Genomic DNA, 11,494 nt, shown 5'->3' with positions numbered 1-11,494 from the left:
TGCTTTTGCTTTTGCTTTTGCTTTTGCTTTTGCTTTTGCTTTTGCTTTTGCTTTTGCTTTTGCTTTTGCTTTTGCTTTTGCTTTTGCTTTTGCTTTTGCTTTTGCTTTTGCTTTTGCTTTTGCTTTTGCTTGTAGCTTGTAGCTTGTAGCTTGTAGCTTGCCGCTTGCCGCTTGCCGCTTGCCGCTTGCCGCTAAAAAAGCCCGCTCGCGCAAGCCGCATGGGCCTACGGGAGCGGGCTGTGTCCCGCAATGTTTCAGGCAATGGGAATTCAGGCGAACGCCGGTACCACTTCCTTGATGAACAGTTCGAGGGACTTCTTCTTCTCGGCGTGGGGCAGGCTGTTGTCGCACCAGAAGCTGAACTCGTCGACACCCAGCTCCTGGTAATAGCGGATGCGCGCGATGATCTCTTCCGGGGTGCCGATCATGGTGTTCTTGCGGATGTTCTCCAGCTGGAACGCCGGCACTTCGGCAAACTTGGACTCCGGGCTCGGCTCCAGGAAGCCGTTGACCGGGGTGGTCTTGTTGCCGAACCAGGCATCGAAGGTGCGGTAGAAGCGCGAAATGGCCTGGGCGCCGACCTTCCAGCCGTCCGGCTCGGCCGGGCTGTGCACGTGGGTGTGGCGCAGCACCATCAATTGCGGGCGCGGTACGTCGGGGTTGTTGTCCAGGGCGGCCTGGAACTTGTTCTTCAGGTCGAGTACTTCTTCGTCGCCCTTCATCAGCGGCGTGACCATGACGTTGCAGCCGTTGGCCACGGCAAAGTTGTGCGAGTCCGGGTCGCGGGCGGCGATCCACATGGGCGGCGTAGCGTTGAACGGCTTCGGTACGCTGGTGGAAGTGGGGAATTTGTAGACTTCGCCGTCATGGGCATAGTCACCTTCCCAGAGCTTGCGCACCACCGGCACCATCTCGCGCAGGGCCTTGCCGCCGTCGGTGGCCGGCATGCCACCGGCCATGCGGTCGAATTCGAACTGGTACGCGCCACGGGCCAGGCCCACTTCCATGCGGCCGTTGCTGATCACGTCGAGCAGGGCACATTCACCTGCCACGCGAATCGGGTTCCAGAACGGTGCGATGATGGTGCCGGCACCCAGGCGGATCTTATCGGTGCGTGCCGCCAGGTACGCCAGCAATGGCATCGGGCTTGGCGAAATGGTGTATTCCATGGCGTGGTGTTCGCCGATCCACACGGTGCTGAAACCGCCGTCTTCGGCCATCAGGGTCAGTTCGGTCAGGTCTTCGAACAACTGGCGGTGGCTGACCTGTTCATCCCAACGTTCCATGTGTACGAACAACGAAAATTTCATGGGGCTTTCCTCAACGCTTGAAAGGGGCTGGCGCCAGGCAGGGTGGCGCCAGCTGTCTCGATTCACAATGGGCTTCAAGCCAAGGCCGGCAGGCTGGCCATCTTGCCGCGGCAATACACCATCGGCCGCGGCGCTTGGGCTGGAACGATCAGGTTGTGCACCTTGCCGACCATGATGGCGTGGTCGCCACCTTCGTATTCGCGCCACAGTTCGCACTCGATGACCGCCGTGGCGCCGGCCAGGATCGGGTTGCCCAGCTCGCTGAGGGTCCACTCGATACCGTTGGCCTTGTCTTTGCCTTTCTTGGCGAACGCATAGGCGTGTGCCTGCTGCTCACCCGAGAGCAGGTGAATGGCGAAGCGCTTCTGCTTGATCAGTACCGGGTAGGAGTCGGAGCTGTAGTTGGGGCAGAACAGCACCAGCGGCGGCTCCATCGACAGGGAGGAAAATGCGCTGGCGGTCAGGCCGACGACCGAGCCGTCGTCGTCCAGGGTGGTGATGACGGTAACGCCGGACGGGAAGGAGCCCAGGACGTTCTTGTAGACGGTTGCGTCGATCATCGGGTTTACCTCTAAAAGGCTGCGGTGGTCCGCGGTTTTTATCTTTGATGTGTCTGATGGTATACCGTAATACCTATTTTGCAAGCAGAATTTTCAGCCGCACATTTTCACGATGAGCGGCACAAGGCCACGGAATACGGGGCTTTGCTCGGTGTGGTGGTTTGTCGCAGGGGTTTTTCAAGCAGAACAGTGGCCGCTTTTTCGTGCGGATCAGTGTTGTCAAAAGTTTGGAATACCATAATATGGTCCGCAGCTGAGAGGCCGCCTAGATGCGGTTTCCTTACAACGATAAAAACGACCTTTCGAGCCGAAAACCATGTCCCAACCGTCGTCGCAACACCAGTTTGTCGAGAATCACACGGTCGATTATGTGCCACCTGCCGAGCGCCATGGGAAGGCGCGCGACCTGTTCACCCTCTGGTTCAGTACCAACATTGCGCCACTGCCGATCGTCACCGGTGCCATGGTGGTACAGGTGTTCCACCTGAACCTGTTGTGGGGGCTGGTGGCCATTGTGCTGGGCCATCTTGTCGGGGGCGTGGTCATCGCCCTGGCCTCTGCGCAGGGACCGCAGCTGGGCATTCCGCAGATGGTGCAGAGCCGTGGCCAGTTCGGCCGCTATGGCGCCTTGCTGATCGTGTTCTTCACGGCGTTGATCTATGTTGGCTTCTTCATTTCCAACATCGTGTTGGCCGGCAAGACCATCCACGGCATCAGCCCGAGCGTGCCGATGCCAGGGGCGATCGTGATCGGCGCCTTGAGCGCCACCGCCATCGGCGTGATCGGCTACCGTTTCATCCACATCCTCAACCGTATCGGCACCTGGGTGATGGGCTCGGCACTGCTGGCCGGCTTCATCATGATGTTCATCCAGGACCTGCCAGCCGATTTCTTCAGCCGCGGCGCCTTCAACCTGTCGGGCTTCATCGCCACTGTTTCGCTGGGTGTGATCTGGCAGATCAGCTTCTCGCCGTACACCTCCGACTACTCACGCTACCTGCCGCGTGAAGTCGGCATTGCCAAGCCGTTCTGGGCGACTTATTTCGGCGCTACCCTGGGCACCATCTTGTGCTTCAGCTTTGGTGCGGTGGCGGTGCTGTGCGTGCCGCAAGGCACCGATGCGATGGACGCGGTGAAGCAGGCCACCGGCTGGCTGGGGCCGATCCTGATGGTGCTGTTCCTGCTCAACATCATCAGCCACAACGCCCTCAACCTGTATGGCGCGGTGCTGTCGATCGTGACTGCAATCCAGACCTTCGTTGCCCAGTGGACCCCCAGCGTGAAGGTTCGGGTGATCCTGGCCTCGGTCATACTGCTGGGCTGCGGTATGGTCGCGCTGAACGCCTCGGCAGACTTCATCGGCCAGTTCATCGGCCTGATCCTGGCGCTGCTGTTGGTGCTGGTGCCGTGGGCCTCGATCAACCTGATCGACTTCTACCTGATCAAGAAGGGCCAGTACGACATCGCCTCGATCTTCAGTGCCGACGGCGGCATCTATGGCCGTTTCAATCACCATGCAATCGTTGCCTATGCCTGCGGCATCCTGGTGCAACTGCCGTTTGCCAATACCTCGCTGTATGTCGGGCCGTACTCCAACCTGGTCGAAGGCGCCGACCTGTCCTGGCTGTTCGGCTTGCTGGTGACGGTGCCGCTGTACTACTGCCTGGCCACGCGTAGCAAGGCTGGCCAGAAGGCGGGGCGGGTTTTGAGTGTGAATGACTGATAGTCACGTGTGGCTGCAACAGGGCTGCTTCGCAGGCAAGCCAGCTCCCACAGGGATCGCATCAGGGCTGATAGGTGTTTGTCACAAGATATGCAGTGCCTGTGAGATCGAGCGCCGCCCGCGCGGCGCAATCGCGAGCTGCGCTCGCTCCTACGTTTGTTTCGGGCCAGTAACGCCTGTGACAGGCGCGCGCGGCCGCCTTGTTTGTACGGCGCGATATTGAGGCATGCACCAAGGCGTTCGCGCGCGAATCCCACAGGAATAATTGGCCCGAAACAAACGTAGGAGCGAGCGCAGCTCGCGATTGCGCCGCGCGGGCGGCGCTCGATCTCACAGGCGCTGCATATCTTGTGACAAACACCTGTCAGCCCTAAGGCGATCCCTGTGGGAGCTGGCTTGCCTGCGATGGGCCGCGATGCGGCCCCGGCTATCTCAGATCAGACCTTGAACTGTGCCACCATGCCATTCAGGTCCACGGCAAGGCGCGACAGGTCCTGCGCTGCCGCACTGGTCTGGTTGGCCCCCGCCGAGGTCTGCATGGCCAGGTCACGGATATTCACCAGGTTGCGGTCCACCTCACGGGCCACCTGCGCCTGTTGTTCCGAGGCACTGGCTATCACCAGGTTACGCTGGTTGATCGAGGCCATCGCTTCGGCAATCACCTCCAGCGCCTGCCCGGCGCCCTCGGCTACTTCCAGCGTGCCCGTGGCACGCCCCTGGCTGCTGTGCATCGCGGTCACCGCGCGCTCGGTGCCGTTCTGGATCCCGGCAATCATCTGCTCGATTTCGGCCGTCGACTGCTGGGTACGATGGGCGAGGGCACGAACTTCGTCCGCCACCACCGCAAAGCCACGGCCTGCCTCACCGGCGCGGGCGGCTTCGATGGCGGCGTTGAGCGCCAGCAGGTTGGTCTGCCCGGCAATTGCACCGATCACATCCAGCACCCGGCTGATCTCGTTGGCATTGCTGGCCAGCTGTTCGATTTCGCTGGAAGTGCCGGTCACGTCCGCCACCAGGTGCTGGATGGAGGCCAGCGCCTGGTTGACCCGGTCGCGGCCATCGCGGGTAGTCTGGTCGGCACCCCTGGAGGCGTCTGCGGTGCTCACCGCATTGTTGGCCACTTCTTCGACCGCCGCGGTCATCTGGTTGACGGCCGTGGCCGCCTGGTCGATTTCGGCACTTTGCTGGTGCAAGCCGCGGCTGGTGTCTTCGGTGACGGTGTGCAGCTCTTCGGACGCCGAGGCCAGCTGGTCGGACGAGGCGGCTATCTGCCGAATGGTGTCGCGCAGGCTGGTCTGCATGCGGCTCAACGCGCGCAGCAGCAAGGCCGGTTCGTCACGGCCCACCACCTGGATTTCGCGAGTCAGGTCGCCGGTGGCCACGCGTTCAGCCACGGCCACGGCCTCGGCCAGCGGCCGCACGATGCTGCGGGTGAGCAGGGTGGCGATGGCGGCAAGCGCCAGTACAATCACCAACAGCGCGCCTATCAGCGCCTGGAACGCTTCGTCAGCCACATCGCTGCTGCGCTGCGAGGCTTGCTCGGCGCCCTTGCCGTTGTAGTCGATCAAGGCGGCCATGGCATGCATCATGTTGTCGGCATACTGGCTCAATGGCCCGCTGACTTGCTGCTCGGCTTCGGCAATGCGGTTGGCTGTGACGTCTTGCAGCACCTTGGCCTGCAGGCCCGCATACTGCTGGTAAGCCGCCATGAAGGCATTGAACAGGGCGCGATCGTCGGCCTCGACGATGGTACTGTCGTAGTTTTTCAGGCTGGTTGTCAGGCGTTGGTTGATGCCTTGTAGCATCTCAAGGTCGCGGGCGTGTTCGCCGGTCTCGTTGCTGAGTGTCGCACGCAGGGTGACGGCCCGGGCGCGACCGAGGTCGGTGCTGATTTCGCTGAGGGCCACCACGGCAGGTATCCAGGTGATGCGGATCTCGTCTGTGGCGGTGTCCATCTGCCGGGTCTCGTAAAGTGCGATCAGGCCCATCACCAGCACCAGAATGCCCAACAGGGTGAATGCGCTTGCTGCGCGAATGCCGATCTTCAAATTCCTTAACTGCATGAAGTACTCCTTGATGGTGGCGTGCAGGCCTCGAGAACGCAGGCGGCTACCGGTGTCACCGCAGTGGCGCCAGGCTCGGGATGCACCGCAAAGTCGATTGTAGGTCTCACCCTCTTTACTGTTTTTGAATGCGATGATGCCATATGGCCATCATTCTTGAACAGGCATTCAAGTTACGGGATCTGCTGATAAACCCAAGGAAAATTGTCGGTTTTATCCGGTAAATCAGCTTCAACGTGGCGCCTCGCAAGCCGGCTTGCGGCGCAGTAGAGCCGCTTAACGCCCTTCGTGGCCCCGCCGGTAAGCCCCTGGCTGTATGCCTACTGCCTTGGCGAAGGCCCGGGTAAAAGCGGCCACCGATTGGTACCCCACCTGTGCACCCACTTGCTCCACCGTGTTGCCCGCCTGCAGCAACCGGCAAGCATGGCGCATGCGCAACGCCAGCAGCACTTGGCCTGGCGACTGCCCGGCCAGCTCGCTGAAGCGTTTGAAGAAAGCCGAGCGCGACAACCCGGTGCAGGCCGCCATGCTCTCCAGTGTCCAGGCTTTGCCGGGTTGCTCGATCAGTTGCTCGAGCAACCCGGCGAACGCCGGCTGCCGAGCAAGCGCGATCAGCCCGCCCAGGGGCTGCCCGGCATGCACTTGCTGGCGCAGTGCATACAGAAAGAGCAAGTGCGTCAGGCGCTCCAGAAAAGTTTGCGAAGGCCCGGTTTGGCGTTGGCATTCGTCCAGGATAAGCCCGAACAACGCCCCCGCCGCGCTCCCGGCGGGGTCTTCGGCACGCAGCAGGATCCAGTCGGCCAGGCCCTCGACAATCAGCGAAGACAAACCCGACTGGAAGCGGAAGAAGCCACAGACCAGGCCAACCCCATCGCTGGCGGCGCTGTCCAGCGCCTGCATGGTTTGACGCGGTTGCGCACAGGCGCCTGCCGCGTCCTGGTCGCTGGACAGGCGATAACCCAGGTCGCGCAACAGGAATACGGCGTCGCCTTTTCTCAGGCACACCGGCTGCGCCTGGCCGTCGAGGTGCAGCCAGCAATCGCCCTGCACCACCAAGTGGAAGCTGGCATGGCCCATACCCTGGGTGCTGGCGTGCCAGCCGCCACAGTAGCGGCCGACATGAAACAGGCTGGCATCCAGCTCCAGGCCTTCTAATAACCAATCGACGAGCGCGGCGGACGAAATCATCTAATGCAAAGACTCAGGAGCAAGGAAAGGCGACTGATGAATATGGAGGGTACTTCTTATAACCACCAGACTGTAGTGACATCCATCAGGGAGACCACTCCATGTCCTCGCGCATTACCTTACACACCCTGGAAAGCGCCCCGGAAGCAGCGCGCCCGTTCCTTGAGAACGCGCAGAAGAATTCGGGCTTCATCCCCAACCTGCTCGGCGTGCTGGCCAACGCGCCAGCGGCACTGGAAACCTACGTGACTGTTTCGGCATTGAACGGCAAGTCCGACCTGAGCCTGGCCGACCGCGAAGTGGTGCAACTGATTGCCGCCATCCAACATGGCTGTGATTTCTGTGTGGCGGGGCACACCGCCGTGGCGTTGAACAAGGCCAAGCTGCCGCAGGAGGTGGTCGATGCCCTGCGGGCCCGCGGCGAGCTGCCCAATGCCCGTTACGAAGCCCTGGCCGCCTTCGCCCGCGAAGTGATCGCGACCCGCGGCAATGTGAGCCAGGCCACGTACAAGGCATTCCGGGATGCCGGCTTCAGCGAAGGCAATGCGCTGGAAGTGATTCTTGGCGTGAGCCTCGCAACCCTGTGCAACTTTGCTAATGTGTTCGCCCAAACGCCGCTCAATGACGAGCTTGGCAAGTACCGCTGGCAGCCCACTGCATGATCTGCCCCTGCTAGCGGCGGTACAGCCGTAGTTGTAGGAGTGGCCATGTGCCGCAAAGGGGCCGTTAGGCGGCCCGGCGTTCTCAAAGGAGCAAGACCATGCAGGATTGTGCATTTCGACAGTGGCTGGATGCCAATGCCGAGGCCATAGATCGGGGCCTGTGCGAGCCGCAGCACGTGCTGGCGCAAATCGCCGAATCGCAACTGCTGCGCGTGGGCGTCGACCCGGCCCTGGGCGGTACGGGCGGGCAGGTGACCGACGCCGTCGAGGCCATCGCTGCCATTGCCAGCCGCTCGCTGGCTGCCGCTTTCGTGTGTTGGGGCCAGCGCGCCTTTATCGAGTACCTGTTGCAAAGCCCCAACCAGCCGCTGCGCGCGCGCTTGCTGCCACAGCTGCTGGCCGGCGAGCTGGCCGGTGCCACCGGCCTGTCCAATGCCATGAAGTTCCTCTCTGGCATCGAAGCCCTGCAAGTGCGCGGCCGCCCGGCGGGCGATGGCTGGCACCTGGAGGGCCGCCTGCACTGGGTGACCAACCTGCGCAAGAGTGGGTTCGTGGTAGCGGCGGCCATTGAGGACGACGCGGGCGGTGCTCCGTTCGTACTGGCCATTCCTTCGGATGCCCAGGGCCTGCAACGTTCCGACGACTTGCAACTGATGGGCTTGCAGTCGAGCAACACCGCTGCCTTGGCCTTCCACCAGGTGCCGCTGGCACGTGACTGGTTGCTGCACGACAATGCCCGCGCGTTCCTGCCGCAGGTACGTCCGGCCTTCCTGGCGTTGCAGTGCGGCATGGCCATTGGCCTGGCGCGCCGGGCACTGGACGAAGTGCAGGCCCACCTGCAGGGGCGTGCCTCATTCCTGGACGAAGCCCGCCAGGTGCTCAGCGAGCGCCTGGAGAATACCGTCAGCGAACTCAAGCAAGGTTTGCTCGATGGCCGCTTCCTGCAACAACCGGCGGCTTTGTTCAAGCTGCGCATCACCCTGGCCGAAAGTGCCGCCGACGCGGTGCAACTGGAATTGCAGGCCAGTGGTGGCAAAGCCTACCTCAGCGAGTATGGCGAAGGTTTCGCCCGCCGCTGGCGCGAATCGGCGTTCGTGCCGATCGTCACGCCCAGCCTGGTGCAGCTGCGGGCCGAGCTGCACCGCCAGGCAGCCGGGGCATGAGTGCAATGTTGCTCGAAGCCCGTGACATCAGCCTGGGCTACCCGGGCGAGGGCGGCTGGCAGCAAGTGCTGGCGCAGTTCGACCTGCAGTTGGGGCGCGGCGAGGTGGTGAGCATTCTGGGCCCCAGCGGCGTTGGCAAGTCCAGCCTGTTGCGGGTATTGGCCGGCCTGCAGCAGCCGGGTGGTGGCAGCGTGCGGCTGCATGGCCAGCCGCTGCAGGGCCCACACCCGCGCCTGGCGGTAGCCTTCCAGGACCCCAGCCTGCTGCCTTGGCTGAGCCTGGAGAAAAACGTCGCCTTCGGCCTGGACTTCGCCCGCCAGCCCAAGCTGGCGGCTGCCGAACGCCGTGCACGTATCGACCACGCTATCGCCGCCGTGGGCCTGGGCCACGCCCGCAGCCACTACCCGGCGCAGCTGTCTGGCGGCATGGCCCAGCGGACCGCGCTGGCCCGTTGCCTGGCACGGCAGCCCGAAGTGCTGTTGCTCGACGAACCGTTCGGCGCGCTGGATGAAGTCACCCGTGCCGACATGCAGCAATTGCTGCTGCAATTGATCGCTACCCACAACACGGCAGCGGTACTGATCACCCACGATATCGACGAAGCCCTGTTGCTGTCCGACCGTGTGCTGCTGCTGGGCGACCATCCAGCGCACATCCTCGGCCAATGGCAGATCGGCCTGCCGCAGCCACGCACCCAGCGGGTCGAAGAGCTGGGCGCCCTGCGCATCGAAATCCTCAAGACGCTCCGGCGAGCAAGCCGCACGGTCGAACCCACCCCAACCCCCCAGGCCTCGGAGGCTGTCCATGTGCATGGATGACTGCTGTTCCTCGTCTTCACGACGTGATTTTCTCAAGCTGGGCGCCATGCTCACCGCCGCCGGTGCGCTGCCGTTGCTGTCAAGCCTGCAGGCCCGCGCCGCTGCCGAACCCGACGCGCCGGTACGTATCGGCTACCTGCCGATCACCGACGCAACGCCCTTGCTGGTGGCGCACAACAACGGCCTGTTCGAAGCCGAGGGTATCAAGGCCGAACGCCCGGTATTGCTGCGCAGTTGGGCACAGGTGATCGAGGCGTTCATCTCTGGCCAGGTGAACGTGATTCACCTGCTGTCGCCGATGACCGTGTGGGCGCGCTATGCCAGCAAGGTGCCGGCCAAGGTGGTGGCGTGGAACCACGTGGGCGGTTCGGGCCTGACCGTCGCCCCCGACATCAGCGACATGAAGCAACTGGGTGGCAAGACCGTGGCCATACCTTTCTGGTACTCGATCCATAATGTCGTGCTGCAGCAGATGCTCAACGACAACGGCCTGACACCGGTGTCGAAGCCGGCCAGTGCGGCGTTGGCAGACAATGAAGTGAACCTGCTGGTGCTGCCGCCCTCCGACATGCCACCGGCCCTGGCCAGCAAGCGCATAGCAGGTTACATCGTCGCCGAGCCGTTCAACGCCCTGGCCGAGAACCTCAAGGTTGGCCGCGTGCAGCGCTTCACGGGCGATGTCTGGCGCAACCATGCCTGCTGCGTGGTGTTCATGCACGAACACGACCTCGACAACCGCCCCGAGTGGTCGCAGAAGGTGGTCAATGCCATCGTCAAGGCCCAGCACTGGACCCGCGACCACCGCGCCGAAGCAGCAGCCTTGCTGTCGCGTGCTGGCACCAACAAGTACACGCCCCATGACCCGGCGGTGCTGGCCAAGGTCCTTGCCCCGGCGGCCGAGGACCGTGCCGGCTACATCGCCAGCGGCGCTATTCGCCACCAGCAGTGGGACGAAAAGCGCATCGATTTCCAGCCTTACCCGTTCCCGAGCTACACCGAAGCACTGGTCAAGCGCTTGCAGCACACCCTGATCGAAGGTGACCACGCGTTCCTCGCCGGCCTGGACCCGGCGCAGACTGCCCGCGACCTGGTGGATGACCGCTTCGTGCGTAACGCCATTGCCGCCGTGGGCGGGCCGTCAGTGTTCGGCATAGCCGACAACTACGAGCGCAGCGAGGAGTTCGCCGTCTGATGCGTACGCACGTGGTACATGCCGGGCTTGGCCTGGCCGGCTTGCTGGGCTTGCTGGCACTGTGGTGGGCCGGGGTCGCCGTGTTCGGCCAGGCCGATGGCCTGTCGGCCCGGTTTGCACCGCAGGCCACGTTGGCCAGCCTGGTCGAGCTGCTAGGGCAGGGCGAGGTCTACGGGCATATCTGGGTCAGCCTCAAGCGCATCCTGGTCGGTTTGTTGCTGGCGTTGCTGATCGGTGTGCCGTTGGGGTTGCTGGTAGGTAGCTACCGGCACCTGGAGGCGGCGACCACGCCGGCATTCCAGTTCCTGCGCATGATCTCGCCGTTGTCGTGGATGCCGGTGGTGGTGATGCTGATGGGCGTGGGTGACCAGCCGATCTACTTTTTGCTGGCGTTCGCCGCGTTGTGGCCGATCCTGCTCAACACCGCCGCCGGGGTGCGGCAACTGGACCCGCGCTGGCTGCAGTTGAGCCGCAGCCTGAGTGCCACGCGCTGGGAAACCTTGTGCAAGGTGATCGTGCCGGGGGTGATTGGCCATGTGCTGACGGGCGTGCGCCTGGCCATCGGGATTTTGTGGATCGTGCTGGTGCCCTGCGAAATGCTGGGCGTCAGTGCAGGGCTGGGCTATTTCATTCTCGATACCCGCGACCGCCTGGCGTACTCCGAGCTGATGGCCATGGTGCTGTTGATCGGAGTGCTGGGCTTTCTGCTCGATGCCCTGGCGCGCGGGCTGCACCGGCGCTGGGTGCATGGCTGAGCCGCCGGGCCGCGCCGAGCTTGACCGGTGCGGCCCTGAGCGTTGTGCTTGACGGTGCGA

Annotated in this window: 11 protein-coding genes; 6 read left to right on the top strand and 5 right to left on the bottom strand. The window is 63.1% G+C overall.

The window, feature by feature from the left end; all coding sequences use genetic code 11:
- The 3 genes from DMX12_RS29615 to DMX12_RS09795 all read right to left on the bottom strand — a co-directional run.
- On the bottom strand, positions 1 to 213 hold a 213-nt coding region (locus tag DMX12_RS29615), incomplete at its 3' end, for a hypothetical protein (RefSeq protein ID WP_218277981.1).
- Positions 214 to 269: 56 nt separating this feature from the next.
- Positions 270 to 1,310 carry an LLM class flavin-dependent oxidoreductase gene (locus DMX12_RS09800; RefSeq protein WP_110677287.1) on the bottom strand — a complete coding sequence of 347 codons (1,041 nt, stop codon included), beginning with the start codon at positions 1,308 to 1,310 and terminating at the stop codon, positions 270 to 272.
- Between the two features lie 74 nt (positions 1,311 to 1,384).
- Positions 1,385 to 1,870: a flavin reductase family protein gene (locus tag DMX12_RS09795; RefSeq protein WP_009683734.1), complete on the bottom strand. Its 486-nt coding sequence runs from the start codon at positions 1,868 to 1,870 to the stop codon at positions 1,385 to 1,387.
- A 316-nt stretch (positions 1,871 to 2,186) separates the two neighbouring features.
- Here DMX12_RS09795 and DMX12_RS09790 point away from each other — a divergent pair, with 316 nt between their 5' ends.
- Entirely contained in the window at positions 2,187 to 3,593 is a 1,407-nt protein-coding gene (locus DMX12_RS09790) for a cytosine permease (RefSeq protein ID WP_110677285.1), read from the top strand.
- A gap of 437 nt (positions 3,594 to 4,030) precedes the next feature.
- Here the strand turns inward: DMX12_RS09790 and DMX12_RS09785 are convergent, their stop codons facing one another.
- Positions 4,031 to 5,656, bottom strand: coding sequence for a methyl-accepting chemotaxis protein (locus tag DMX12_RS09785; RefSeq protein ID WP_110677283.1), 1,626 nt, complete (start codon positions 5,654 to 5,656; stop codon positions 4,031 to 4,033).
- Positions 5,657 to 5,932: 276 nt separating this feature from the next.
- On the bottom strand, positions 5,933 to 6,844 hold the full coding sequence (locus DMX12_RS09780) for an AraC family transcriptional regulator (protein WP_110677281.1): 912 nt from the start codon (positions 6,842 to 6,844) through the stop codon (positions 5,933 to 5,935).
- 101 nt (positions 6,845 to 6,945) lie between these two features.
- Here DMX12_RS09780 and DMX12_RS09775 point away from each other — a divergent pair, with 101 nt between their 5' ends.
- The 5 genes from DMX12_RS09775 to DMX12_RS09755 all read left to right on the top strand — a co-directional run bounded on the left by DMX12_RS09775 (position 6,946) and on the right by DMX12_RS09755 (position 11,434).
- A complete protein-coding gene (locus tag DMX12_RS09775; RefSeq protein ID WP_110677279.1) occupies positions 6,946 to 7,506 on the top strand; it encodes a carboxymuconolactone decarboxylase family protein in 561 nt (186 codons plus the stop codon).
- Between the two features lie 98 nt (positions 7,507 to 7,604).
- Positions 7,605 to 8,669, top strand: coding sequence for an acyl-CoA dehydrogenase family protein (locus DMX12_RS09770; RefSeq protein ID WP_110677277.1), 1,065 nt, complete (start codon positions 7,605 to 7,607; stop codon positions 8,667 to 8,669).
- Entirely contained in the window at positions 8,666 to 9,487 is an 822-nt protein-coding gene (locus DMX12_RS09765; protein WP_110677275.1) for an ABC transporter ATP-binding protein, read from the top strand. The genes DMX12_RS09770 and DMX12_RS09765 overlap by 4 nt, the downstream gene beginning before the upstream one ends.
- Positions 9,474 to 10,679, top strand: coding sequence for an ABC transporter substrate-binding protein (locus DMX12_RS09760; protein WP_110677273.1), 1,206 nt, complete (start codon positions 9,474 to 9,476; stop codon positions 10,677 to 10,679). The genes DMX12_RS09765 and DMX12_RS09760 overlap by 14 nt, the downstream gene beginning before the upstream one ends.
- On the top strand, positions 10,679 to 11,434 hold the full coding sequence (locus tag DMX12_RS09755) for an ABC transporter permease (RefSeq protein ID WP_009685594.1): 756 nt from the start codon (positions 10,679 to 10,681) through the stop codon (positions 11,432 to 11,434). Before DMX12_RS09760 ends, DMX12_RS09755 begins: the two co-directional genes overlap by 1 nt.
- Positions 11,435 to 11,494 lie beyond the last annotated feature (60 nt).

Origin of the sequence: Pseudomonas sp. MB-090624, assembly GCF_003205245.1 — a bacterium.
GTDB classification, from domain to species: domain Bacteria; phylum Pseudomonadota; class Gammaproteobacteria; order Pseudomonadales; family Pseudomonadaceae; genus Aquipseudomonas; species Aquipseudomonas juntendi.
This window is presented reverse-complemented; position numbering and strand designations above follow the sequence as displayed.

Coding starts and splice junctions, on each gene's coding strand:
- DMX12_RS09800 (WP_110677287.1), bottom strand. CDS start 1,310: ATGAAATTTTCGTTGTTCGTACACATGGAACGTTGGGATGAACAGGTC.
- DMX12_RS09795 (WP_009683734.1), bottom strand. CDS start 1,870: ATGATCGACGCAACCGTCTACAAGAACGTCCTGGGCTCCTTCCCGTCC.
- DMX12_RS09790 (WP_110677285.1), top strand. CDS start 2,187: ATGTCCCAACCGTCGTCGCAACACCAGTTTGTCGAGAATCACACGGTC.
- DMX12_RS09785 (WP_110677283.1), bottom strand. CDS start 5,656: ATGCAGTTAAGGAATTTGAAGATCGGCATTCGCGCAGCAAGCGCATTC.
- DMX12_RS09780 (WP_110677281.1), bottom strand. CDS start 6,844: ATGATTTCGTCCGCCGCGCTCGTCGATTGGTTATTAGAAGGCCTGGAG.
- DMX12_RS09775 (WP_110677279.1), top strand. CDS start 6,946: ATGTCCTCGCGCATTACCTTACACACCCTGGAAAGCGCCCCGGAAGCA.
- DMX12_RS09770 (WP_110677277.1), top strand. CDS start 7,605: ATGCAGGATTGTGCATTTCGACAGTGGCTGGATGCCAATGCCGAGGCC.
- DMX12_RS09765 (WP_110677275.1), top strand. CDS start 8,666: ATGAGTGCAATGTTGCTCGAAGCCCGTGACATCAGCCTGGGCTACCCG.
- DMX12_RS09760 (WP_110677273.1), top strand. CDS start 9,474: ATGTGCATGGATGACTGCTGTTCCTCGTCTTCACGACGTGATTTTCTC.
- DMX12_RS09755 (WP_009685594.1), top strand. CDS start 10,679: ATGCGTACGCACGTGGTACATGCCGGGCTTGGCCTGGCCGGCTTGCTG.